The 26,140-nt window shown below is 43.2% G+C and carries 16 protein-coding genes; 3 read left to right on the plus strand and 13 right to left on the minus strand.

The window, feature by feature from the left end; all coding sequences use genetic code 11:
* Position 1 precedes the first annotated feature (1 nt).
* The 3 genes from lpxD to PseudUWO310_RS04510 all read right to left on the minus strand — a co-directional run bounded on the left by lpxD (position 2) and on the right by PseudUWO310_RS04510 (position 5,955).
* The gene (gene lpxD, locus PseudUWO310_RS04500; protein WP_223805533.1) at positions 2–1,063 is read right to left on the minus strand and encodes a UDP-3-O-(3-hydroxymyristoyl)glucosamine N-acyltransferase; all 1,062 of its coding nucleotides are present in this window, start codon (positions 1,061–1,063) and stop codon (positions 2–4) included.
* 200 nt (positions 1,064–1,263) lie between these two features.
* Positions 1,264–1,755, minus strand: coding sequence for a DUF427 domain-containing protein (locus tag PseudUWO310_RS04505; RefSeq protein WP_142599382.1), 492 nt, complete (start codon positions 1,753–1,755; stop codon positions 1,264–1,266).
* A gap of 438 nt (positions 1,756–2,193) precedes the next feature.
* Complete coding sequence (locus PseudUWO310_RS04510) at positions 2,194–5,955, minus strand: response regulator (RefSeq protein ID WP_142599384.1); 3,762 nt, start codon at positions 5,953–5,955, stop codon at positions 2,194–2,196.
* 626 nt (positions 5,956–6,581) lie between these two features.
* On the opposite strand from PseudUWO310_RS04510, the gene PseudUWO310_RS04515 reads away from it, so the two are divergent.
* Together PseudUWO310_RS04515 and tyrS are read left to right on the plus strand one after the other, a co-directional pair.
* Positions 6,582–8,288 (plus strand): ABC transporter ATP-binding protein, encoded by a 1,707-nt coding sequence (locus tag PseudUWO310_RS04515; protein ID WP_142599421.1) that lies wholly within the window; start codon positions 6,582–6,584, stop codon positions 8,286–8,288.
* Between the two features lie 217 nt (positions 8,289–8,505).
* The gene (gene tyrS, locus PseudUWO310_RS04520; protein ID WP_142599386.1) at positions 8,506–9,720 is read left to right on the plus strand and encodes a tyrosine--tRNA ligase; all 1,215 of its coding nucleotides are present in this window, start codon (positions 8,506–8,508) and stop codon (positions 9,718–9,720) included.
* Positions 9,721–9,925: 205 nt separating this feature from the next.
* Here the strand turns inward: tyrS and PseudUWO310_RS04525 are convergent, their stop codons facing one another.
* A complete protein-coding gene (locus tag PseudUWO310_RS04525) occupies positions 9,926–10,465 on the minus strand; it encodes a hypothetical protein (RefSeq protein ID WP_142599388.1) in 540 nt (179 codons plus the stop codon).
* A 132-nt stretch (positions 10,466–10,597) separates the two neighbouring features.
* Complete coding sequence (locus PseudUWO310_RS04530) at positions 10,598–11,719, minus strand: hypothetical protein (protein WP_142599390.1); 1,122 nt, start codon at positions 11,717–11,719, stop codon at positions 10,598–10,600.
* 302 nt (positions 11,720–12,021) lie between these two features.
* Between PseudUWO310_RS04530 and tilS the strand changes: the two genes are divergently transcribed.
* On the plus strand, positions 12,022–13,023 hold the full coding sequence (tilS, locus tag PseudUWO310_RS04535; protein WP_142599392.1) for a tRNA lysidine(34) synthetase TilS: 1,002 nt from the start codon (positions 12,022–12,024) through the stop codon (positions 13,021–13,023).
* Between the two features lie 132 nt (positions 13,024–13,155).
* On the opposite strand, the gene PseudUWO310_RS04540 is transcribed toward tilS, so the two are convergent.
* The 8 genes from PseudUWO310_RS04540 to PseudUWO310_RS04570 all read right to left on the minus strand — a co-directional run bounded on the left by PseudUWO310_RS04540 (position 13,156) and on the right by PseudUWO310_RS04570 (position 25,629).
* Positions 13,156–14,736 carry a CPBP family intramembrane glutamic endopeptidase gene (locus tag PseudUWO310_RS04540; RefSeq protein ID WP_142599394.1) on the minus strand — a complete coding sequence of 527 codons (1,581 nt, stop codon included), beginning with the start codon at positions 14,734–14,736 and terminating at the stop codon, positions 13,156–13,158.
* Positions 14,737–14,782: 46 nt separating this feature from the next.
* Positions 14,783–15,103, minus strand: coding sequence for a quaternary ammonium compound efflux SMR transporter SugE (sugE, locus tag PseudUWO310_RS04545; protein ID WP_142599396.1), 321 nt, complete (start codon positions 15,101–15,103; stop codon positions 14,783–14,785).
* A 515-nt stretch (positions 15,104–15,618) separates the two neighbouring features.
* Entirely contained in the window at positions 15,619–18,027 is a 2,409-nt protein-coding gene (locus PseudUWO310_RS04550; protein ID WP_263363382.1) for a heavy metal translocating P-type ATPase, read from the minus strand.
* Between the two features lie 436 nt (positions 18,028–18,463).
* A complete protein-coding gene (locus tag PseudUWO310_RS04555; protein WP_142599398.1) occupies positions 18,464–19,519 on the minus strand; it encodes a hypothetical protein in 1,056 nt (351 codons plus the stop codon).
* Positions 19,520–19,584: 65 nt separating this feature from the next.
* Positions 19,585–20,721: a hypothetical protein gene (locus PseudUWO310_RS04560; protein ID WP_142599400.1), complete on the minus strand. Its 1,137-nt coding sequence runs from the start codon at positions 20,719–20,721 to the stop codon at positions 19,585–19,587.
* Between the two features lie 11 nt (positions 20,722–20,732).
* Positions 20,733–24,446: a hypothetical protein gene (locus tag PseudUWO310_RS04565; RefSeq protein ID WP_142599402.1), complete on the minus strand. Its 3,714-nt coding sequence runs from the start codon at positions 24,444–24,446 to the stop codon at positions 20,733–20,735.
* A 279-nt stretch (positions 24,447–24,725) separates the two neighbouring features.
* A complete protein-coding gene (locus PseudUWO310_RS22735; protein WP_190315903.1) occupies positions 24,726–24,872 on the minus strand; it encodes a hypothetical protein in 147 nt (48 codons plus the stop codon).
* A 73-nt stretch (positions 24,873–24,945) separates the two neighbouring features.
* Complete coding sequence (locus PseudUWO310_RS04570) at positions 24,946–25,629, minus strand: hypothetical protein (protein ID WP_142599404.1); 684 nt, start codon at positions 25,627–25,629, stop codon at positions 24,946–24,948.
* Between the last annotated feature and the right edge of the window lie 511 nt (positions 25,630–26,140).

Consider the following 26,140-nt stretch of genomic DNA (forward strand, 5'->3'; position numbering starts at 1 on the left):
TTTATTCAGCGAGCTTTGATTCTAGTTCGGCAATGCGCTTTTCCAATTTACGAACGGTATGGAGTAGATCGGGAAGCTGACGTTCGGCGATGACAACGCGCTTCCAGCTTTTTTCAGGAACTGTAGGAAACCCGATCATAGAAGCGCCTGCGGGAACATCACTGGTAATGCCCGCTTTACCACCAATAATTGCGCCATCCCCAACATGAACGCGATCGTTGGCTCCCACTTGTCCCGCCATCACCACATGGTGACCGAGGGTGACCCCACCTGCTAAGCCGACCTGTGCCGCAAGAACCGAGTGCGCCCCAACCCTCACCCCGTGAGCGATTTGCACGAAGTTATCCAGCTTTGCCCCTTTATGAATTATGGTCACACCGACGGAGGGGCGATCGACGGCACAAGAACAACCCAGCTCGACATTATCCTCAATGATCACATACCCCGTTTGCGGGATTTTATACCAAGTAGCATCGGGGGAGAGTTCAAACCCAAATCCATCCGCACCAAGTACGGCGTTGGGATGAAAAATACAATTTGCCCCGACCTGAGTGCGATCCCTAATGACACAGTTGGCATGAATGGTCGTGCCTATACCAATCTCGACATCGTTGTAAATGGTGACATGGGGGAAAATTGTGACGTTATCGGCAATTTTGGTGCGATCGCCAATTACGGCATAGGCTCCGATCGCGGCATTCTCTCCCAATTGTACGCCCTCGCCTAAAATGGCAGTGGGATGGATGCCAAGGGGCGCGATGGGTGGTTGATAAAACTTTTCGAGAACCTTAGCAAAGAGAATGCGCGGATTAGTGGTACGAATACAGGGCAAGGTTGACGGTGTTTTTTGATCGAGAATGACCGCACTGGCTTGCGTATCTTTGAGCTTAGAAACAAATTTTGATGAGGACACAAAGGTGATTTCTCCTGCCTGAGCCTTATCGATCGCTGCTACACCTGTAATGATCGGATCGTCACCATCGGACTCAAAGCGACAATCGGGTAAGACGGTGGCTAGCTCTGAAGCGAGTTCGGAGAGTTTGAAAGAAATCATTGGTGTCATGATTTAGATGAATATCAAGAGTAATGGCGATCATCATACCAAACCCCCAACTAAACCCCCAACTAACCCGCCAACTAACCCGCCAACTAAAGACTTTACAAAGCGCCGTCTTTACTTTTGGCTATCCTCAACTTCCTCAATTTGCCAGAGCCAATGTATCAGCTCTAAATTTACCAGTCCTAAATTTACCAGCCCAAAATTTACCAGCCCCAAGTTCCTGCTTCGCCCTTAAAGGGACCCACAATATCGGAGGTAATCCAGCCACCGTAAAAATCGCCTGCTTGCGGTGTGATTAGCTCATCATTGACATAGCAGGCATCCATCAGACTGCCATAGAAACTTAATGAATCTTGAATATCTACAAAATTAGGGGTCGGGTTTGTATATCGCCAAGCCGCATTTTGAATGTATCTATCTGCGATCGCTATATCATAATATTGACTAATCCCCTTCCATTCACACATTGTTCTCCGCGAAGTCTCAATTAAATATTCCATTTGAATATCTGCTAAGGGAATGTAGTAGCAAGGAGGATGACTGGTTTCCAAAACGCGCTTGGCTCGTTGGGTTTTAGCGATGACGATGCCATTGCAAATGATGCGAATATGTTTATTTGTACTTTCGAGAATTGCAGGGCGGGGATAGTCCCATACAGATTCCTGTCCTGCTTGTGGCACAATTCGTTCGGGCATGAGGTTTTCTCTTAAAAAAATTCTTAAAAAAATTAGAGTTGTGGCGTAAAGCGCCACAACTCTAATTTATACCAATTCATTATTTTTGGTTTTGCATAGCTATAGTCACTTAATACCAAATCACAAAATGGCTACGCCATTTTGTGATTTGAAAACCCTTACTGGGTTTGGTTTTCAATTCCCAAAAGTGTAGCCACACTTTTGGGAATTGGTATAAGTCAAGACATTAAACCCAATAGAGAGTTGCGGCGCGAAGCGCCGCTCTCTATTGGGTTTGATTTTTGTCCTAACATAACGTGAGTTCGGGATAATTTGAAACGAGATTTGAGAAAGGGTTTGCGTAGCAAACCCTTTCTCAAATCTCATAAGTAAAAGCCTTGCTAAGCAAGGCTTTTACTTATGGGCTTTTAAGATTTGCCAGCTTAACCCAAACTGACGTTAAGTATGCTGGAAAATTTGCTGAATGGTGGTATGTAGTTTTTTGAGCTTGATTGGTTTAGCCAAATATTCGCTTGCTCCTGCCTTCAGACATCTTTCGCGATCGCCTTCCATCGCTAGAGCGGTGAGCGCAATGATTGGCGTTGCCGCAAATTTGGGATCGTTACGAATCAATTGGATTGCCTCTAGCCCATCCATTCCTGGCATTTGAATATCCATGATGATAATGTCTGGGCAATGTTCTTGAGTCATGGCGACGGCTTCTTTGCCATTTTTAGCGATCGCAAGGCGGTATTTGAGCGCCAATAGGTACGAACTAAAGGTTTGGATATTGGCTTCATTATCTTCCGCCAGTAATACTAGCGGCGCGATCGCGTTTTCACGATTGGGATCCTGTGGCAACGACGCATTTGTCAAGGATGCGTTTGCTTCCAAAGCATCGGACTGATAAATCTCATAGGGTAGCGCCACGGTAAAACGACTGCCCTTGCCAACTTCGCTCTCCACAAAGACCCGACCGCCATGCATTTCGGTAATCTGCTTAACTAGCGCCAGTCCTAACCCAGTACCTTCATAGCGGCGATTGAGACTACTGCTGATCTGCACAAAGGGTTGAAAGAGGCGAGCCAGATCATGGGGAGAGATGCCAATCCCCGTATCCACAATTTGAAAGAGAATCATCGGCGCATTCATTTCTCTGACACTCTGGGGAATTGTCGCCGCTCCCTGCCATCGCTCGCCCTGCCCAAAGGCAACAAGCAAACTAATCGTGCCTTCATTGGGAGTAAATTTAACTGCATTGGTGAGCAGATTAATCAGTACCTGTTTGATCCGCCGCTGTTCGACATTGATATTATGGATATTTTCAGGAATTTCACTAAAAACACGAACTCGCTTATGGTTTGCCTGCTGTCTGATAAAAACAAGACTGGACTCACAGAGATTGCGAACTGATACTGGTTCGATATGGATTTCCATCATCCCCGATGAGATTTTTGATAGATCGAGAATGTCATTAATGAGGGAAAGGAGATGTTCGCCACTTGAGGCGACCGTATTGATCGCCTTGACTTGCTTTTCGTTCATTAAACCAAAGACCTGCTCTCCCAAAGCTTCGGACAGTCCCAAAATAGAATTTAGCGGCGTGCGGAGTTCGTGGCTCATATTGGCAAGAAACTCGTCCTTCATTTTGGTGGCGCGGAGGAGTTCTTCATTGGCTTTGCGTATTTGTGCTTCAGTTTGCTTGCGAATCAACAGTTCGGTCTGAATCTGTTCGTATAGATGAGCCTGTTGAATGGCGATCGCCACTTGATTGGCGATTTGTTCTAACAAGTCGATTTCCCATTCTTGCCATACATAGGGGCGATCGTTTTGGTACATGCCCAACAGCCCCCAGAGATTGCCACTGACAAAGATGGGCACGATCGCATAAGCTCTGGCTTGAAACTGCTCCAGCAGCTCGATATGACAAGGTTGTAAACCCTCTTCATAAATATCCGTGACGATCATGTTTTCATAATTGGCAAATCGACCGCCTTGGGTCTCTTGGAGATAAGTATCTTCCCAAACCTTATGCAAGTTATCATCGACCAGTTTTACCCAGCCATCGGCAACGGATTCGACGATGAATTCGCCATTCCAATCAGGTTGGAAGCGATAAATGGCAACCCGATCAAGATCGAAGGCTAGCCTCAACTCCTGTACGGCAATATTGAGAATATTAAGGACATTTAGGGGTTGGCGAATTGCTTGGGTAATATGGAGGAGGACTTGTTTTTGCAAAGCCTGCTGCTTCAAACGCAACTCGGCTTCTTTGCGATCGCTAATATCTTGTCTGACGCTCAAAGTACCGATCGGTTGATCGCTATCATCCTTGAGCACTGTCATTGCCATAGACACAGGAAAGCGGGAACCATCTTTCCGAATATCGATCCATTCTTCGTCAATCAAGCCTTGCATCGCCATCGATATTAACGCCGTAAAGCCCGTACCAATATCTTGCCCCAAGACAGCGGTAGCCTTATTCGCTTTCGCAAGTATTTCTTCGTGGTCGTGAAATATTTCGGGAGTAACCAGACCAACTACTTCTTCCATGCGGTAACCAAACATTTTCTCAGCACCAGCATTAAAGGTCTGGATAATGCCGTTTAAATCCGTGGAAATAATCGCATAGTCAGTGCCATCGAGAATAGCGCGTTGTAATTTGTTAACCTGTGATAGCTCTTGCGTTCTCTCTTTGACCTTGATCTCTAGGGATTGGTTGAGTTGTTGCAGCGCTTGCTCCGCTAGTTTGCGATCGCTAATATTGCGAATAATCCAACAGAGCTGAAGCTCTTTATCGGCAGGATTAATATTTTTAGTAGCCGTAATTTCCGCAGGGAAAGGATGAGACTGAAGGGATTCCATCGTGATTTCCCAAGTCGTTTTCTCATAGTCTCGGGATACTAAATAACTGAGTTGACTATAGAAAAATTCTCTTTGGATAATAAATTCATCTAAAAAGCTGCCTAAAATATCACTGTAATGAATCTCCAACAGCTCTAAAATAACTTGATTTGCTTCGAGAATCTGTCCCGACTTATCGGTCACAAGGTAGCCATCGGGTGCAACGTCAAATAAGTTCTGATAACGGATCTGGGCATACTCTAGCTGGCGGTGCTGGGAGATCAAGTCCTCCGTCGTGACCCGCAACTCCTCGATCGTGCATTGCAACTCCTCACTGGTGACCTCTAGTAATCTATTGCGCTCCTCTAGCTCAACTTGCTGTGTTAGAAGTAGCGCTTCAAATCGTTTGCGTTCTGTCAACTCATTTTGGACTTGTTGATAGGTGATCGCCTGTTGAATGGCAATCTCTAAATGGATGGACAACTGTTGTACTAATTGAATATCGGACTCTTCCCAAATCCTTGGAGCCCCACATTGGTGCACCACTAACAATCCCCATAAAGTTCGTTCTTTTAGTTTCGATAACAGAATTGGTACTACCAAATTAGCCCTTACTTGAAATCTTTCCAGCAATTGGATATGGCAATCGGTTAAGTTTGCTTCATAAATATCACTAGCCGCGAAAATCTTGCCCTTGCAATAGTCACCACCGAGATTTTTCTGAAAGCAAGTATCGGCAATTCTCACATCCAAGCTCGATCGCCAAGGGGCAACCACATCTTCCGCAACTACGACCCCACCCATATCGGGTTGAAATTTATAGACAACTACCCGATCTGCTCCTAAAAATTGACGCACTTCTCGCACAATGGTGCTAGAAATATCATCTAAATTTAGGAATTCGCGAACCCGCAGAGCAATTTCGGCAATCAGTCCCTGCTGTTTTTGCGATCGCTGCAACCGACGACTCAGGACAGTTTGCCTCAATACTTGCTTAATTACTATGGCGAGAGATTTGGCGGTTAATTCCCCCTTAAGCAAATAGTCAGATGCCCCCAACTTCATGGCTCTTACGGCCAGTTTTTCATCCCCCTGTCCCGTCAAAATGATCGCAGGTGTTTTTTCACCTGTCTCCTCTTGATGGATGATTTCGAGAAACTCCAAGCCATCCCCATCAGGAAGCCTGATATCAATGAGCATAATATCTGGCTTTTGCGATCGCCAAAAATTGAGTCCTTCCTCTAGGCTTTCTGCCTCGATACAATTACAAAGAAGCTCTGAGTCTAATTGTAGATAGCGCAGATAAGTAGCACGATCGCTTTCAGAATCATCGACTATCAAAACATTTACAGCAGGCGGTGATACTTGATAAGTCATTACAAGATTTCTATCTACTCTATCCTTTCAACATATTACAATACTGCCCATTCTTTGGGGAAATGGTATTAGGTGAAGGGGCTATATCCCTGATCCCCCTGAACTTTGGGAGAGAGAAATTATATTTTACTGATTCGGAATAGGATGACTTATTTATTTGTATTTAATTGGTATTTAATTGGTATTTAAGTAGTTTAGAGCATGATTAAAAACCAAAATCTAAAGCGCGTAACGCCCACCTAGCAGGCGGTATGCTCTTCTAGATTTTAAGTTTACTTATGCTTAGCTAACTATACTAATGCCAATTCACAAAAGTGTGACCACACTTTTGTGAATTAAAAACCAAACCCAATAAGGGTTTTCAAAGCTGAAAATGGCTACACCATTTTCAGCCTTGGTATTATTTGGAGAATGTGTCATGGCAACGTAACGCATTAATTAGGTAATATTTAGGGAATTATTCTAAAAGCTGGGTCGTAGCTTTTAGAATGGGATTTTAATTATGCTGAAGTACTTAAAAGACGATAAAGTGCGAAACTTATCCTTGGTGAATTGCAAATATTTGAGCTACGAGTTTGAAACAACGATCTTCGGGAAAATCTTCAAAGCCGTCTTCTTATTGGCAGATGAGGGACTACGTCTACCCACAGCGTTTTCTGATTGCTAAAGCATTTTTATGTACCCTAGTCTTTATCGGCACAATGCCCCTCCTTGCCGAGCTCCTAGGACGTGTCGCCCAAGCACTAGGGAAAGGAGATGTGAATGCGATTATCCAGATCGCTATTTTCGCGGTAATTATGTTTGTCTTCAGAGGATTGGGGCAGTATGGTCAGGATGCGATGATGGCGCAAGCCGCCCTAAATGCCGCGAGGGATTTGCGCGTGGATGTATATGCCCACCTGCAAACCCTCGATCTAGATTATTTTGCGGAATCACGCACAGGTGATTTATCCTATCGCCTAACTGAAGATGTCGATCGCATTGGCGAAGTTATTAGTAAGTTTTTTCATCAGTTCATTCCGTCCGTACTGCAATTGATTTTTGTACTGGCGTACATGATCTATTTGAATTGGATTTTAACTCTCACGACCCTTGCCGTTGCCCCCTTAATTGCCATCTTAATCGCATGGTTTGGCGATCGCATGTTGAGCCTCAGTCGCCGCAGCCAAGATCAAGTGTCGAACCTCGCCGCCCTATTGTCGGAAATCTTTAGTGGAATTCGCCTCGTCCGCGCCTTTGCCACCGAGTCTTACGAAATTGATCGGTTTAAACAGGAGGCTGAACAAAACAGCCGTCGCAAATATGCCGCCGATCGCGTCAGAGCCATTCAATACCCCGTCGTTGGATTTTTAGAAGCCGTAGGAATTTGCTTCCTGTTTTTGTTAGGAGGTTGGCTAATTTCTAATAATTGGCTGCGACCAGAACAGTTTGTTGCCTTTGGTGCGGGTGTCGCGCTCTTGATTGATCCCATTTCCAATACCACCAATAGTTATAACGAAATCAAGCAAGCGGAAGCTTCCGTCGATCGCATTTTCGAGATTTTTAAAATTCAACCCATCGTTACCGAAAAGCCCAATGCGATCGTTCTTCCTGAAATCACGGGCAAGGTTGAATATGTGCAGGTGGGATTCCATTACCAGAGCGATCGTCCCGTTCTTACCGATATCAATTTGGTCGCCAATCAGGGTGAAGCGATCGCCCTCGTCGGAGCATCAGGCGCAGGTAAGTCCACCATGATGAATCTCTTAATGCGCTTCTATGATGTGAATTCGGGAAAGATTTTGATCGATGGCTACGACCTCCGCGACATCCAAATCAGAAGCCTGCGCCAACAAATCGCCCTAGTTCCCCAAGAAAATATCCTCTTCTCAGGAACCGTGGCTTCTAATATTGCGTTTGGACAAAAGGATTACGATACCCAAGCCGTAGAAAGTGCCGCCAGAATTGCCAATGCCCATAATTTCATTATGGAACTTTCTCAAGGTTACGACACATGGGTCGGCGAACGTGGCGTAAATTTATCTGGCGGTCAACGCCAGCGCATTTCTATCGCTCGCGCCGTTCTCCATAATCCCAAAATCCTCATTCTCGATGAAGCAACCTCGGCTCTTGATGCGGAGTCAGAGAGTCTCGTCCAAGAAGCCTTACAGAGGCTAATGCAAGGTAGAACAACCTTCATCATCGCGCACCGTTTGGCAACAATTAGAAATAGCGATCGCATTATCGTTTTAGAACAAGGTCACATCATCGAATCGGGAACCCATGACGAACTGCTCCAAAAGGCAGGACGTTACGCCCAGCTACATTCTCGTCAGTTTGATGCCATTGGCTAAAAGCTCAAGGTATAATTTGTAGCGAACGCTGTGCGTTCGCTACAGGGTTTGATTTTGGATTTTAAGTAGCTAGGTATAAGTAAACTTAAAACCTAGAAGAGCATACCGCCCGCGCAGCGGGCGGTATGCTCTCTGGTTTTGGTTTTTAATTATGCTGAACTACTTAATTATGCTCAGCTACTTATCGCTCGTAAAATATTTAAATAGCCTTTTTAGAATGTCTCAAAGCTCAAACCTAACTAATTTAACAACCCTTCTAGAACGTGGGGTTGTCGAAATATTCCCAGATAGCGAAACTGACAATTTAGGCGATCGCATTCAAAGGAGCGATCGCCCCCTGCGTATCAAACTCGGCATCGATCCCACCCGCCCCGACTTACATTTAGGGCATACGGTCGCTTTGCGAAAACTCCGCCAATTCCAAGATGCAGGACATAAAGCTGTATTAATCATCGGCGACTTTACAGCGCAGATCGGCGATCCGACGGGACGCTCGGAAGCCAGACCGAGACTCACTCCTGAAGAAGTGGCGTACAATGCCGAAACCTACTTAGAGCAGGCTAAGAAAATTCTTGATTTTTCTAGCGATCGCTTTGAGTTGCGCCGTAACGGGGAATGGCTCAACCAACTGGACTTACAGCAAATCATCACCCTGCAAGCCAGTATGACCGTGGGGCAAATGCTGGCGAAGGAAGGCTTTAGCGATCGCTATGAAAAGGGTACACCGATCTATTTGCATGAATTTCTCTATCCCCTGTTACAGGGCTACGACTCTGTGGCGATCGATGCCGATGTAGAGTTAGGCGGAACCGATCAAAAATTTAATATTCTCGTCGGTCGGGATCTACAACTAAAAGATAAAAATCGACAGGGGCAATCAGCCCAATTTGGTCTATTGCTGCCTTTGTTAGTAGGCTTAGATGGCGTACAAAAGATGTCTAAGTCCCTCGGCAACTACGTCGGACTCACCGACGAGCCATTGAGTATGTATTCCAAACTCGAAAAAGTCCCCGATGCCTTAGTTGACAAATATTTTGAGCTACTGACAGATATCGATCTAGCCACGCTACCCCAAAATCCTCGCGAAAAGCAAAAACAACTAGCTTTAGCGATCGTCGGTCAATACCACAGTCCAGAAGCTGCCCTTCAAGCCCAACAGGATGCCGAACAAATTGTCCTCGCAGGGAATACCACCGATCTAGGCGATATCCCCGAATTCGACCTCTCCCAAATTAATTTCCCTGCTCCCTTACGCTATTTAGTCAAGGCGGCGGGACTTTGCAAAAGCAATAGCGAAGCCCAAAGCCAGATCGAAAATGGCGCGGTTAAACTAGATGGCGAGAAATTAGGCGATCACACCTTTGCTGAAGCGAGTGAGTTATCGGGAAAGGTATTGCAAGTCGGGAAGAAAAAGTTTTTACGATTGCTGTAATCTTTTGATTCGATCTAGTTTGGACATAAACCCCAAAAGAGAGTTGCCGCGCTCCGCACGGCAACTCTCTTTTGGGGTTTTAAAATTATCCCGAACTCACGTTATACCAATTCACGAAAGTGTGACAACACTTTTGTGAATCAAAAACCAAACCCAGTAAGGGTTTTCAAAGCTCAAAATGGCGTAGCCATTTTGAGCTTTGGTATTACCTAGCTCGGAGAAAGGCGCTAATTGCCATAAAAACCTTATTATTGAGAAGCTCGGCACGCTTCTTTCTGCTCGTATCATCATTACCCTGAAGTGAATCGATGATGGCATTAAAATCTTGAATAGCTTGATTAAAAGCCGCTTGATTAACAGTAATAGTTGATTTGCTTATCGATACTTTGCCGTCACTAGCGATCGATATATCACCATTGGTTAACGCAGGACTTAACGCTGAAATGAGATCGTTTACCAAGGTACTTGACACGCCAGCATCAAATCCTGAGTTTTGCAAAGATAGGATTAACCCCTGTTTACCCAGTTCGATGGTAGCTGGGTCTATCTTTGCAGGAACAAGACTAATTATTTGAGGGATGATATCAGAAACGTTAATGGTTAAGAGATTTGTACTGGAGTTTTCCGAACCAATCGGGGAGTTAGAGGTTGGCGTTACCACCACAGGAGCAGGTCCCGCTTGTACAGGCATCGGGACGCTCAAGCAAAGTATGGAGACCCAGAGAACGAATAATGTCTTTTTCATGGCAAGCTACCTAGCTTATTTAAACTTTAAAAATGCGGTTGATTGGAGCGATCGCTAGCCTTTTTTAGAGCAGTTGATATTGTAAAAAACTTCGCCATCAACTGCTCTAGACATTATATGACTTAGATAAATTTATCTGCGCCCAAGGTAATTAAACCCGTAGGTAATGCCCAAAATAAGCTGAGTACCAGCATTACTATTATTGGTAACATCCGAGTAGGTCAAGTTGATATTGAGCGGTAAAGTGCGATCGGGAAGAAAGCCCACAGCGAAGTTCAGTCCTTGCCCCGACCAAGCCGAACTCACAGCCCATTGGGGATCTAATAGATAGCCAATGCTGCCAAATACGCCGACACCACCATTGCTATCAGATTTACGATAGGTTCCACCACCCACACCAGCAGAAATAACCAAAGGCTTAGGGTTATCTTTGCTTGAAGGATCGGTCAACCGCGATAATGTCGCCACCCCATAGACGGAGGATGGCGTTCCTCCTGCATTAACTCCATAGTTAGCAAAGTTCGTCCAACCCACAGCAACGCCTACTTGGTTCTCAGCATCACCATAAATTATTTTATGTACCTTAAGGTCAAAGGAACCATTAGAAGCAAAGCGGCGAATACTGTTGATATTGAAGACTCCTTCAACCGCAAAGTATTTATTCGCATCACCTATACCCGTCGCTAGAGCAATACTTCCATCCACGGAATCCCGTAGCTTTCCAGCCGTAGCTCCAAAAAGACCAACAAAAGCATCTCCCGTCTCTAGCCCAAATCCACTGGGCGTTCCTGCGTTTAAGCCGGGATAGTAGGAGGGCTTGATCGAGAGAGGCTCAATCTTAATAAAGGGAGAATTAGATGTTGGCTCTGTTTGAGCGATTTTATTCTGGACAGCTTCTACTAGATTGCTATCTGGTTTAGTAGAGATTTTAATAGAGGGGCTGGGCTTATAGGCAATTGTGGGTTGCTGAAGATCCTTCGCGGTAAAGGGCAACCTGTTTTGAAGAACGGGAGGATTCGTTACTTTATTTTTGGGGTTAGTTGTCTTAGTTACCTTGTTTTGGGCAACATTTTTGACTGTAACATTCTTGACGGTGGGAACTGTGACCGTTGGAGCGCTTTTAGTAGAATTTTTTAGATCCGAAGAGGATGTTTTTTTGGGGCTATTTTTGGGGTTAGCTTCTGTCTGGGCAGATATCTCACCAATGGAAATCATCCCTAGATTAACCACTGCAACGGTAGATACTAGTAGCAATCTCTTTGTAGAGAATTTTATAGAACATTTTGTAGAGCATTTCTGTAGCATTTATATTCCTCACCCACGATCTAACTTTGCTGAATCTATCGAAATCGTGCAATCTTAGGCTCAATATATTCAAAACAGCAAGAGAGGCGATCGCTTCTCACTCAAACAACACAAAAATGCAATACTCTTTTAAGATCTTCGCACGATTTCTCTTACGACGAAGAAACAAGATTATACATTATTTATGCCGTATCATGCGGTTAAAGATCGGTTTTTATTAGCTGACTATTAGCAGGTTAGGTCAATAAGTCTTGAAATCGAACAGTCATTTTACAAAATTATTGCGAATTAAATTAAATGCGGTTCTAAAAGCCCAGCCCAGCCTATTGCCCAAAGGGGCAGCTTGTCTGCTTGCGGTTTCAGGGGGGCAGGACTCCCTATGCTTAGCCAAAATCTTCCAGATGCAACGGAGCAAATTTAATTGGGGTTTGACGATCGCCCATTGCGATCATCAATGGCGGCATGACTCAAGGGCGAATGCGGAACATGTCGAAAAAATAGCGAAGGAATGGGGGATCAGCTTTTGTTTGAGAACTGCGACAGGATCGCTAACGAGCGAAGCTAGTGCGAGGGAATGGCGCTATGAAATGCTGGTAGATATGGCAAGGGAAAGTAAAAGCGCCTATGTCGTCACGGGACATACCCGCAGCGATCGCGTGGAGACCTTACTCTATAACTTGATGCGCGGTAGCGGAGCCGATGGCTTAGCTTCATTAACTTGGCAGCGATCGCTAACCCCTGAGATTAATTTAGTGCGTCCGTTATTACAGGTCAGTCGTCATGAGACTGCGGCTTTCTGTCAAGAAAACAACATTGTAGTTTGGGAAGATAGTACCAATCAAAATCTCGATTACCGTCGCAATCGTCTGCGCTTAGAAACTATTCCCTATCTCCAAACTCATTTTAATCCCCAGCTAGAAAATGCGATCGCCCAGACCTCAGAGCTTTTGCAAGCGGATGTAATCTATTTAGAGGAAAAGGCGCAACATTTTTTTGTGGAAAATGTTTCCGTAATTTGGGATGCAACTGCACCTCGGCTGCACCGCCAACACTTGCAGCAGCAACCTTTAGCTTTACAAAGAAGAATTGCCAGACAGTTTCTATCCAGATATTTAATCCATCAAGTAAATTTTGAAGATATCGAGCGATTTTTAAATTTATTAACCGCTCAAAACCGATCGCAAAGCGCTCCTTTTAAAGGGCAGATTTTTGCCCTAGTCGATCATCCTTGGATTGTCCTCCAGCATCAGTAATAAGTTCGGCATAAAAAAACAAAACCAGAGAGCGTACCGCCCGCTACGCGGGCGGTACGCTCTTCTAGGTTTTAAGTTTTTAGCTACTTAATGCCAAAGTTCAAAATGGCAACGCCATTTTGAACTTTGATACTACTTTCCACCAAGGGCGATCAGCGCAAAAAAACTACCACTATTCCAGAGACAATGTAATAGCATGGAAGATAGGAGGTTTTTGGATCGCCAATAGACAAAACCCATCACCATACCGAGCACGCTGAGGGGAATGATATCGGCAATGTTTAAATGAGCCAAGGCAAAGAAAAACCCACTCAGGGCGATCGCTCCCCACACTGGCAAAGATTTGGTAAGCGAATGTAGTAAAAATCCCCGAAACAGGTATTCCTCAAAGAAAGGTGCGGCGATCGCTAAAGTCGTCCAGAGCAGAAATTTCGGTAGATTATCTTGACTATCGGTCAAGATTGGTAATAGGGGATTACCACCACCCTGTCCTTGGAGAAATTTTTGGCTGATTACCGATACGATCAAAACCAACGGAACTGCGGCAAAATACCCGCCAATTCCCCATGCTAGCCACTTTAGGGAAGTAAATTTGATGCGAAACCAACCTTCTGGCAAGGGACGATAGGGGGCAAGGCTAGCTTGCAGAATCGGTAACATAGGAATTACGGAAAGGACATAAGGAATAAGTACGAGTAATGCTTGAACGGTGAAATCTTCCTTAGCCCTTGTGGAAATATCTAGGAATTCAAAGATTAAGGGCAACACAAATTGCGTCATCAAACAAAATGCGGTAAACCACAAAACCATTACTTCCCAAGTGGTTTTTATACCCCAAGGAACTTCCCAACTAATTTGAGAGTGTTTGATTGGAGAATGACGGTCAAAGGGAGAAGACTTGCGAAAGAAGATCCATTGAATTAATAGGGCGAGCCAAAGTAGAACCCCGACACCACCGCCAATCACAGGAATAGAATTGATGATGGCTAGTCGATTAATCGCTAAGGTAACTTCTATACGCGCCTGTTGCTCTAGTTCAGAGATCTTTTCACTCCTTTGCTGAGCTTGATAGAGCTTTGTCAAAGCCTGTTTGCGATACCAACCGTCAAGGGTGCGTCGAATCTGCGTTTCGGCATTGGGGAATAGCGCTACGGGTTCCGACCATAGCCCTTTCAGGATTTGAGCAGTTAATCCATAACTGGTCATGGACTGTTCTTCTAATTTGGTGACGTTCTCCCATGTGGCGATCGCCCCTTTAATATCCCCAGTTTGAATTTGGAGCAGCCCTGTGCGATCGCTAATTTCACTGATACTTTCTATTTTCTTTTGTTTCTGTTTAGAGAGTGTCTGCCGCTCATAGCTATCTAGATCTCCATTTCGAGCTTGGCGATCGAGACGGATGAGATTATCTTTAGCATCACTGAGAACTTCTTGATAACTACTGAGAGCTTGTGTATATAAATCCTGAGAAGTTCCATCACCAACAAGAATTTGAAATATGTCATCGGCAGAGCTATTGGGCGACTGCTCGGATACTTGTGTGGCTTGTAAAATCAAATCATTTTGGAGCAAATCTAATTTTGTCTGCTCCTGAGGATTATTCCAGCTTGCTTGTAAAGTGAAGATAATAAATAAAATAGACAATAAGCTGAGAACACTTAGCAGTAATGATTTAACATCCAAAGATTTTTCATTCAAAGGCTTAGAATCCATTCTTTTATTTCAGGGGTTAGGGCTGGGTGAAGCACCGCCCATCCTATCATTTTGCTCCAGTAAATCGCAAACCCGCAATACCTATCACGATCGCCCCAATGCAGATAAATCTGGACAAATCTCGCGACTCACCGAGAAATATAGAACCGACTAGCGCCGTCCCCACGACACCGATACCCGTCCAGACAGCATAGGCTGTGCCCACGGGTAAGGTTTTTAGGCTTTGGGCGAGGAGGATCAGACTGGTGGTAATGGCGGCGATCGTTAGCAGGCTGGGTAATGGTTTGCTAAAACCATCGGTATATTTCAAGCTACTCGCCCAGACAACTTCCAATAGCCCCGCAATAATTAAATTAATCCAATCCATTATGTTTTTTATAGCTATATTCACTTAAGTCAGGACATCAAACCCAATAGAGAGTTGCGGCGCGAAGCGCCGCAACTCTCTATTGGGTTTGATTTTTGTCGTAACATTACTGACTATAGCTATATATACTCCTTTTTCGTCTAAGAAACCATTTAAGAATTGGATAGATCCCCCCCAGCCCCCCTTAATACCAAATCACAAAATGACGTAGCCATTTTGTGATTTTAAAACACTTTCTGGGTTTGGTTTTTAATTCCCAAAAGTGTAGCCACACTTTTGGGAATTGGTATAAAAAGGGGGGAGAATTAAATTCTTCCCCCTTTTTAAGGGGGATTGAGGGGGATCTCTTAGAGTTTTTGACCGCAGAAAGTAATTCTTAAATGGTTTCTAATATAGCAACGTAAGGTTGGCTTAGGACATAAACCTCCAAAGATGAATGGCGGCGCTTCGCGCCGCCATTCATGATACCAGTCAGGTAATGATGGGCGACGCTTTGCGCCGCCCATCATTACCCATTAAATATTTTTTGCCGCTGCCGAAGTTCGCAAGGATAGGGAACTTAAAACTACGCTGACAGAACTAAGCGCCATGGCTAATCCTGCGATCGTCGGATTGAGAGAAATCCCTAAACTAGGGTAGAGAATCCCCGCGGCAATAGGGATCGCTAAAGTATTGTAGGCAAAGGCCCAGAATAAATTTTGGCGAATTTTACTGAAGGTAGCGCGGCTGAGTTGGATCGCAGGCACAACATCGCTAATATCATGGCGCATTAACACAATATCCGCCGTTTCCATCGCCACATCCGTTCCCGAACTGAGGGCAATACCCACGGTGGCACTTGCAAGGGCTGGCGCATCGTTAACGCCATCCCCAATCATTGCCACCCGATTTCCCTCGGATAATAGTTTCCTAATGGCTGCGGCCTTGCCATCGGGCTTGACATCCGCGATCGCCCGTTCGGGAGGAATGCCCAACTGATGGGCGATCGCGATCGCCGTTTCTTGCCGATCGCCCGTAAGCATCCACACTGGCAGCCCCATCGCTTCGATTTGACGAACGACATTAATGGCATCAGGTTTGAGGCGATCGCGCAGGGCGATAATACCCGATAGTCTGGCATCTACGGCTACAAAAACGGGGGTTTTACCCGCCTCGGCAAATTGCCGCGATCGCTCTAACATCTCGCGGGAAATTTCTACTTGGCGAGTAGACAACCATGCACTATTCCCCACTAGAATCTCTTCACCCGTCACCAGTTGGGATTCCACGCCGCATCCTGCCACAATTTGCGAGGATTGGGTGGGTAATAGGTCGATGTTTAAGGATTCGGCTCTGGAGATCGTTGCTGCACCGAGAATGTGGTTTGCGCCAACTTCCGCACTTGCCGTAATTTGCAGCAGTCGTAATACTGGGGCTGGAACTTGGCGATCGGCGCGTTCAGTTAGATCTTGTAGATCTTGAAATAGATCTTGGAAGTTAGTTTGATCAATGACTTGGCGATCGCGATCCATCGCAAGGGTAACCACATCAGTGACTTCAGGTTTACCCTCAGTCAAGGTACCTGTTTTATCAAAAACTACCGCCGATAGCCGATCGATCTTTTCTAAGCTTGCGCCACCCTTAATGAGAATCCCTTTTTCCGCCCCCAGCCCTGTGCCGACCATAATCGCGGTGGGCGTTGCCAGTCCCAAGGCGCAGGGACAAGCCACCACCAAAACAGCGATCGCTAAACGCAGGCTAAATACAATTTCAGCATGGAGAATCCCATACCAAGTTAGAAATGTTAGAGCTGCGATCGCCATGACCGAGTAGGCAAAATATCCTGCCACGCGATCGGCTAGGTATTGAATGGGGGCTTTGCTTGCCTGTGCTGCTTCCACCAAGGATACGATTTTTGCCAACGTCGTTTCCGAACCAATCTGGAAAACCCGAACTGTAATGGCTCCTGTCAAATTTAACGTCGCTCCCGTAACTCTTGCTCCTAATTGCTTGGTGACAGGCATTGACTCGCCTGTAAGCATCGACTCATCAATACTCGAACTCCCGCCAACGATTTCCCCATCGATGGGAATTTTTTCTCCAGGCAAAACCACGATCCGATCGCCTACTTGCAAGTCTTCCACTGCTACCGAGACCTGCAATTCTCCATCAGCACCTTGCACTAACAATCTGGCGCTAGGAGGCTGCAACTCCATCAAGGCGCGGATAGCGTTGGAGGCTTTTCCCTTCGATCTCTCTAATAGGGCCTGTCCTAACAACACAAATCCCAACAACATTACAGGCTCTTCAAAAAAACACTGCCAATGGAGTTGTGGAACCCATAAAGCGATCGTGCTTGCCAAATAAGCCGCAACCGTTCCTAACCCTACTAAGGAGTTCATATTTGGCGCTCGATACCACAAAGATCTCAAGCCATCCCACCAAATTGGGCGACCAATCCAGCCTAGCGCTACCGTGGAGACAATCCAATGAACGTACATATTCCCCAACAGAGGTACATCCATTACGCCGATTAAACCCAAATGTCCCACGATCGCTAAAATTACTAACGATGCAGGAATTGCGATTTCCTTAGTAATCCCCAACCAAGAATTTACAGTCGGGTTTGGCGGTAATGCTTTGCCTGTCAATGGGCGATCGCGTTTATCAATAAATTCCGCTGCAAAACCTGCTTTAGCGATCGCCTCAATTAACTGCGGGGCTAGGTTCTGGGGCGATTCCTCTGTGCCATAAACTACGGTGGCTCTCTCCGTCAACAAATTGACGTTCGCCGCCTTGACCCCTTCACAGGCGAGCAGACGTTTTTCTACCGTTGCTACGCAACCTGCACATTTCATACCCGCGATCGCCAAGGCTAAGGAGCTAGATCGGGTTGTAGGTGGTGCTATGGGGGATATTGATGTTATTGATTGAGTCTCTGCCACAAACCTAATACCCAAAAACGATAATCTAAATTTAGAAAGCTCTTTAAGATTCCTACTTTAACCTAAGTTGCGACTCGCTCTGAAAACCTCTATCACAGCGATCGCGATCGTTCTGGATATTGTCGCGATCGCTTGTCAAACTAATATTGCCCCTAGTAGAGTCAGCAATGATATTAAAAGATATTAAAAGCTATGAGATAATTTCAGCATTCTTACCTAGGGGTAAATTTTAGGGAACTCTTCAGGGCTTTTGGATAGTTGACTAGCGCCAGAACTATAGCAATCATATTTTCTAAATTCTTGAAGCTCAAACCTCTCTTCAATGAGTTTATACTCCTCGGCAGATCCACAACCGCCAGCACCTATTCCTTTGTCAACTCCCCTATGAGTAATGTTCTTGCGAGCTTTTAATCCATAATAAAATTTCCAGTTTTATCTATGGATAGATTTTAGGGAATTCTTCAGGACTTTTAGGGGGTGCGTTACCAGAATTAGGATATTTCCTATATTCTTGGAGTTCAAATCGATCTTCAATGAGCTTATATTCCTGAGCATTACCCCAACCTCCAGATCCAACTGCTTTAAACTGAACTCTAAGTGTATTGTCTTCTGGGAAAAATTGATTAACACCCCAAATCGTTAATTTTTCTTCCATTGTTTTGTCAACTACAGGTGAGATTAATGTGTAAAAAGGGATCGGCTTAGCATTTTGCGCTGAAAATTCTTCAGAATATAAAATGTACTGAGTTAAAAAATTGTATGTACGTGTATCACAAATTATTTCAACTAAATATTTTTGTGGAGCAATCTCATAGGCTCTTACTATATTGAGATCCCATGTAATAATGCGACCTTCATATGACTCGGAGCAAACTGCAAACTGATTCTTTAAAGTAGGTAAAAATTTTAAAAATCGCTTGCTCGCTTGCTCGTTTTCTTGATCGTCAGGAGACAATATTGTTTTTCTATAGTTTGGTACAACTTTTTCATTAAATAGATATACTTGAATCGGATCTTCAGCAATAGTTTTGCTTGAATATCGATCTTTGATATCATTGATATCGAGAAAAAATATATGTTGGTGACCAGCCCCAATAGACCATGGTCTACCCAGCGTATATAAAACATCTTGTTTGCGAAACTTGTACGATCGGTCAAACCAAGAGATTGAAGGGTTCTCATCAATTATTGTTTTATGGGAAACTTTATCTTCTGTGAAGAAAATCATTGATTGAGGCTGATTGTTTGTCTCATCGCCACAAACATAGATACGATATTTTTTGGTTTTCGCATATGCAAGAATATCTCCAGACCCCGCACAGGTTCCATCTTTACCAAGTTTAGTAGTGCTTCCAATACGGGTTAATGCTGGTAATAGTTTAGGAGGTTCTTCTTTCTTTGTGAGATTTTCAAAAGTGCTTTTTGTAAGTGTGGATATAGAGATATAAGAGGTAAAAACTGCTATCAATAAAACATAAAGTCCGTTTATCATAAAGTTATCTATTAACAGTTAAACCTGCAAGTCCGTTATGATATTTTGTCCTTTCTGACAACGAGTCAGTCAGTGGATGGATAAATTTTAGGAAACTCCTCAGGGGTTCTACGGCGTGCGGTAGCAGTAGAAGGATATCGCCTATATTCTTGGAGTTCAAAACGATCTTCAATGAGTTTATGCTCTTGAGCAGTACCATAACCACCCGCACCAGATTCTATGTTATAAAGTCTAACTGTATTATCTTCAGGGAAAAAATTAGCGCCGCCTCTGGCTCTAAGGCTTAACGTTTCTCCCATTGTTTTGTCAGTCTCAGGCGAAATTAATGTGTGAAAGGGAATTATTTTTGCTTTTGGTTCTAAAGAATCTTCGGAATATAGGATGTATTGTATTAAATCGTTAGTATCAGAACGTGTGTATACATCACAAGCTAATTCAATTAAATATTTTTGCGGCTCTATTTCATAAGCGATTACTCTATCAGGCTTAGAACTAAAACTATATCCACTATAGGATTTATTTGTCGAAAACGGCTCGGAACAAATTACAAATTGCTTGTTTAATACTGGAAAGAATTTTAGGAACCGATCTTTAGCCCGATCATCAAACGGTAATACTGTCTTCCTGTAATTAGGCACAACCATTTCATTGAATAGATAGAGTTGGATTGGCTCCTTATTTAATTCTGTAGACGAATTAAAGTCTTTTGTAATGCGAAAGAAAAAAATGCGTGGCTGATTAAGATATATAGTCGAATTTGGTCTATCAAGCTGATAATAAGGCTCTTGTTTAAATGCATAAGATCGATTCCACCATGTGATTGAAGGATTTTGATCTATTACAGTTTTCTGAGGATTTTTATCTCGCGTGAATAAAACCATTGATTTAGGCTGATTGATCCCTTCGTCTCCACAAACATAGATGAGGTATTTTGCAGTTCTTGCATATGCGAGTATGTCGCCATAATCGCTACAGGTTTGATCTTCTCCTAATAGAGCCGTACTTCCTATCTGAGGTATATCTGGCAAAAAATCACGACGTTCTTTTTTTTGCAATAATTCTCCATAGTCTTTCGTCTTTGTTGGCATTTCAACAAGCATTTTTGACGATGTGTCATTTCCAGATTTATGCGCTTCTTTACAACCAAACAAAAAAATATATGGAGTTAAGAATATCAATAAAACATAAAATTTGTAGGTCATAAATTGATTGACTAACCTCTTAACCCTGCAAGTTTATTATAAATTTCTATTCTTTGCTGTAACGAAGGTGTACCATTATTTATAACATTGGTTATATATGTAACCTTTTCGACTGGAGTAAGTTCTGTGGAATCGGCGATTTGTCCAAATGTAGTATAAGCACCCTTCGTATCTGCTCTAATAATGCCGCTTTTATATGATGATGTCCAATACCAAATTGCAGATAGTACGGCTAGTCTATCGGTTTCTAATTGACTTGGATCTTTAATGAAGGCATCACCTAAATTTAGGAATATACCAAATTTTCGGTAGGAATCCTCGTTGGTTAGCTGAATCAAGCCTCGCCCATAAAAATCACCATGTCTTCCGCCTCCTTTTCCCTCTTCAGCGACATGTCTAAAACTATCGCTCTCTATAATAACTTGAGCCAAAAAATGATCTTGATTGGAAGGAGTAATAATTCCATAGAGAGCCATGTTAACCAATAGATATCCATAATATTTGTCCAAATCAGATTCAACAATATTTGGCTTGCCAATAGAAATCAGATCGAGATTTAATAGTTTTTGTTTTGGTATATCTAGAGCTAATGATACTGCCTTGTTATATATCTCTCCTACGTTGAATGAGATAAATGGCAACATATTCTCTATAGCTTGCCAAACAGTATTCTTTTTAACCAAAGTTCCAGAAGGAAGACCGAAAACACCAGAGAGATCAGCTACTACCCCTAATGGTCTCGTAATCCGAATATCATTAAATATGAAATTATCACCATACACTGGACGAGTGAATTCAGAGTCCACTAAAAAATCGACAATTCCATCTGAGATGGAGTTAAAAGTTCCATTCTGAGATGAGTCACCAATAATAAATGGAGTTACAGTTCCGTCTAAAACTTTTCTACTATGAGAAATGACTACTTTGGCGCTTCTTGCACCAGTGTCATTAGATGACGGATCAACATCCTTAGAATCAGTAAAAATACTGTAATCTGTGCCATTGACTGAAGTTGAACCTGTAATCTGAATAAACTTGTCAGCAGTCAATTTAATTTGTCCACCATCTGCGCCAACACTATCAGCACGCAATGACTCAGCAGTTATATTTTTACCATCAAGAGTAATATTTCCACCCTTACCAGAGCCAGCAGAGGCATTAGAAGCGATCTCCTTAGTTGTAATGTCCCCACCAGCCTTGATAGTTACAGCACCCGCATTACCATTAACTGAAGTAGTGATAATATTGCCAGACTCAACAGTCCCTTCTATCGATCCAAGTTTAGCTTTCAGCGTCACCTTACCCCCATTCCAAACACCATCCCCACTCCAAGACTGAGTGAAAATATTACCCACCTTAATCCCCTGCTGCTGCGATGTAAGCTCTGCCCTACCACCATTACCGCTGTTTGCATAGGCATCAACCTCACCCATCGCAATATCTTGATAAGCATTCAGAATTACAGATCCAGCATTGCCATCATTAGCAGTAGTTGAAATCTGCCTACCATTAGTATCAATGCGACCAGTCTGACTCGTCAGTTCGACCTTACCACCATTCCCACTACTTACAGAATATGCTGCAATATCTCCCATCACAATATCTTGATAGGCATTCAGAATTACAGATCCAGCATTACCAGTATTAGCAGTAGTTGATATCTGCTTATCATTAATATCAATGCGACCAGTCTTACTTGTCAGTTCGACCTTGCCACCATTACCACCACCGCCTGAATATGCGGAGACTCCACCACCCACCACAATATCCAGATCGGCATTTAGAATAACCTTGCCAGCATTACCATTACTAGCACTAGTTGCAATCTGCTTACCACTAGTATCAATGCGACCAGTCTGACTCGTCAGTTCGACCTTACCACCATTCCCACTACTTACAGAATATGCTGCAATATCTCCCACCACAATATCTTGATAAGCCTTCAGAATTACAGAGCCAGCATTACCAGTATTAGTAGCTGAGATCTGATAACCATTAGTATCAATGCGACCAGTCTGACTCGTCAGTTCAACCTTAGCGCCATTACCGATTTGAGAAGAATCAGCATGGATATCATTCGAGATAATGTCGCCATAGGCACTCATCGTTATCGCTCCTCCCTTACCTCCGAGACCATACGAACTGACATAGGCATTAATGTTGATGCCGCCACTTGTACTAACAACATCAATCTTTCCACCTGTGTTTTCAATGGAGAAAGAACGGAGAGTGGAAGCTACAATGTCGCCAATTGCCGATATATTAATATTGCCACCACGGATTGTTCCCGCAGCAGTAAGAAAACCAGCATTAATCGTCGTACCCGCCTTAAGAGTGATATTCCCACCGATATTTCCACTACTGCCGCCAGACTCAGTGAAAATCGTAGAAGAACCAACATTAAGATCGATCTCCCTTTGGCTCTCTAACCAAACATAGCCAGCTTTTCCCGTTCCATTACTACTAGAAATAGAACCATAACCCACTATCGCCCCAGCCATGATTTTGACATTGTGCTGTGGCGCAGATATATTTCCAAAAAGATTGACCGTTCCTCCAGCACTTAAGGTGAGCGTTCCCCCAGAAGGTACAAAGGAAGTATTGGCAAAGAGATAGATGTCATTGTCCGCAACTAGAGTTACGTTACCTTTTAGCTTGTTATAATAGGCAACATTCTCCGTATTAATGATGATATCTTCTGGATCGAGCAATACACTGCCAATCTTACCCTTAGCTGCGTCAACATCGATATTACCGACAAAGCTTAAACTCTTTTTCCCCGAAACTTCAACAAAACCACCATCTCCTCCTTTTCTTCCTCCATTTGCCTGAACATCACCCTGAAAGTCCGTATCCCGATCTGACCAAATGATTACTTTACCGCCATTACCAAGATCGTTGGCGTTCGCCAATAGCTGTGTATTCGCATCCACTGATGTCGATTCCGCATTCGCGAGGTTTGAGTTGCTATGCCCCCCTTGATAGTCTCCACCGATCAGAATCGTACCGCCTCCCAAATCGCCCGATGCATCCAGTTTCGCTCCGATCAAATCAACTGTTTTTCCTCGAAACTCAATCTGACCGCCGCTATTGCAGATCGCTTCATAGTCGCCTTTTGCTTCGAGGCGACCCGTTCTTTCCCCATTTAATAAAATACTGCCACCATTGCTAGCGATCATTTTTGATGTGGCTTCATCGCTATAACTATGGCTGAACTCTGCGGTGATATTATGGGCAACAACCTTACCTTGATTGACGATATCTTTCGCTTTGAAGAATACCGATTCGCTATGTACTTCTCCTTGAATCCCGAGGGAGTCGTCAGCAATTACTTGAAAATTCTGCTGGTGGGCTTGGCTACCTAAAATGAGAGTGTCATTCCCCAGTCCACCATCAAAGTTAATCCCGACTACATTGTCACCAATTGCTCCATCTAAGCTCTGCCAAAATGATGAAGAACTGCGATCGCTTGAAAAAAGATGACCGTCAATATCCAATTGGTAATAGCCATTACTGGTGAGAGTCTGCTTGACAACGTTATTACTAGCATCTCCAGCAATATTTAACCAACCCGTTAGAGCGTCAAAGGCAACACTTGGCATCTGCTGATTGCCTGTTGGCTGTATTCCCAATCCATAGGTGTCTGAAGTAGATATATTTACAGGTAATGGATCTACGATCCATTGCTGAGTATTTGTCCCCAATACATCGTTATTACCCCCCATTATCTCTTATCTCCTTAAGATTTAAGTCTTTTTTTATTAAATTAAATCGTATTTCTTTAAGTCAAATTTTGTCAAGCTAAATATTGCGATCATGTAGGGAATCAGGTGAAGCTTGATTTTACCCAAAAAAATGCATTTACTAAATATAAGGGACTCAGTTGCCATTTTTAACTGACTTCACCTACTTACCCATATGAGCGGATGTTTATTGATTGAGTCTCTGCCACAAACCTAATACCCAAAAACGATAATCTAAATTTAGAAAGCTCTTTAAGATTCCTACTTTAACCTAAGTTGCGACCCGCTCTGAAAACCTCTATCACAGCGATCGCGATCATTCTGGATATTGCCGCGATCGCTTGTCAAACTGATACTGCCACCTTTGCCAGAGCAATCAGAGACATTTGAAGCGATCGCATTACGCATTACTATTCGTGATTCTTAGAGAACCTTTCAAATAATCTCTAAGAATCAAATATCAAATATCTACTAATAAATTCTACGGATAAATAACTTTAGATTCCCTTGATTTTATTTGATTTACTGGATCATCAGGATCTTTGTGGTAGTAAACAGTGTATTTTGCAAGTTTAAACTCATCATTCTCAAACTTATATTCAGCTTTATAACCCTCTAGATTATGAACTGCATTAACTTTTAAAGTTAAGTTTTCTAGATCGAAATCTGATAATCCATTAACTAACTTTCGATAAAACCAAATAGGTTGACCATTTAAATCCACCATTGAGTACGCATCAGATCTCATTAAAAAAGAGAGTGGCTTAATTTCAATAGTGTCATTTTTTATTGAATAGAGCATGTACTCAAAATAATCAGTGTATGCTCCGTTACCACAATAAACCTGTAAAATGTATGTTTGACTATTGACTTGATAAACTTTAGAAGATTTCCCAATTACATCGCGTCTTAATCCAGTTTCTTCACAAACATGTAGATTCTTTCTATGCTTGTAAATATATGCTAATTTTTCATCATTAAAATCTGGCTCAACTTCTTCTTTTTTAATATTTTCTGTCTTTAGAGGAGCAGATTTTGGATTGAAAATTTCTACTATTTTTGATTTAACTGTTGAATAGTCTGGCACTTCTTCTTTTTTTGTATATTCACAAGATGTGATAATCGTGAGAACTAGAATGGCAAAGATATACTGTTTTTTTAGCATTTAGATATTAAGGTGTATCTTATAAATTAAATCAATCGATTGCCTGCACTTTATTGTCTTATACATAAAAATTATAGATCCTTGAGGGCTTCAAGGTATATCCAAGCATTTTTGGCAATTACATCAGCTTTATCTAAAAGTCCATTTACAAGCTTTCTAGCTTGGGTAAATTTTGCTATCGCTACATCCTTATAATTAGGATTGGGAGCAATATTGTCCTAAAAACCAGCGAAATCAGTAGATGAAGGGGGCGCTTCCACAAACCCAAGAATCTACAAATGATTTAGGACTGCCATATAGCAATATATGGCAACGTAAGATTTGATGAGGACATAAAACCCCAAAGATAAGTGGCGGCGCGAAATACCGCCACTTATCTTTGAGATTTTGATTTTTTCTAACGATCTCTTACGTTGCGATAAAAACTCAAAAGCTGTGGCGTACACGCAGCAGCTTTTGACTCTGATTTTTAATTACGCCCAGTTACTTAAGACAACCAATGAGGTCTAAC

Origin of the sequence: Pseudanabaena sp. UWO310 (assembly GCF_006861605.1) — a bacterium.
GTDB lineage: Bacteria > Cyanobacteriota > Cyanobacteriia > Pseudanabaenales > Pseudanabaenaceae > Pseudanabaena.

Coding starts and splice junctions, on each gene's coding strand:
- lpxD (WP_223805533.1), bottom strand. CDS start 1,063: ATGACACCAATGATTTCTTTCAAACTCTCCGAACTCGCTTCAGAGCTA.
- PseudUWO310_RS04505 (WP_142599382.1), bottom strand. CDS start 1,755: ATGCCCGAACGAATTGTGCCACAAGCAGGACAGGAATCTGTATGGGAC.
- PseudUWO310_RS04510 (WP_142599384.1), bottom strand. CDS start 5,955: ATGACTTATCAAGTATCACCGCCTGCTGTAAATGTTTTGATAGTCGAT.
- PseudUWO310_RS04515 (WP_142599421.1), top strand. CDS start 6,582: ATGAGGGACTACGTCTACCCACAGCGTTTTCTGATTGCTAAAGCATTT.
- tyrS (WP_142599386.1), top strand. CDS start 8,506: ATGTCTCAAAGCTCAAACCTAACTAATTTAACAACCCTTCTAGAACGT.
- PseudUWO310_RS04525 (WP_142599388.1), bottom strand. CDS start 10,465: ATGAAAAAGACATTATTCGTTCTCTGGGTCTCCATACTTTGCTTGAGC.
- PseudUWO310_RS04540 (WP_142599394.1), bottom strand. CDS start 14,736: ATGGATTCTAAGCCTTTGAATGAAAAATCTTTGGATGTTAAATCATTA.
- sugE (WP_142599396.1), bottom strand. CDS start 15,103: ATGGATTGGATTAATTTAATTATTGCGGGGCTATTGGAAGTTGTCTGG.
- PseudUWO310_RS04555 (WP_142599398.1), bottom strand. CDS start 19,519: ATGATAAACGGACTTTATGTTTTATTGATAGCAGTTTTTACCTCTTAT.
- PseudUWO310_RS04560 (WP_142599400.1), bottom strand. CDS start 20,721: ATGACCTACAAATTTTATGTTTTATTGATATTCTTAACTCCATATATT.
- PseudUWO310_RS04565 (WP_142599402.1), bottom strand. CDS start 24,446: ATGGGGGGTAATAACGATGTATTGGGGACAAATACTCAGCAATGGATC.
- PseudUWO310_RS22735 (WP_190315903.1), bottom strand. CDS start 24,872: ATGCGTAATGCGATCGCTTCAAATGTCTCTGATTGCTCTGGCAAAGGT.
- PseudUWO310_RS04570 (WP_142599404.1), bottom strand. CDS start 25,629: ATGCTAAAAAAACAGTATATCTTTGCCATTCTAGTTCTCACGATTATC.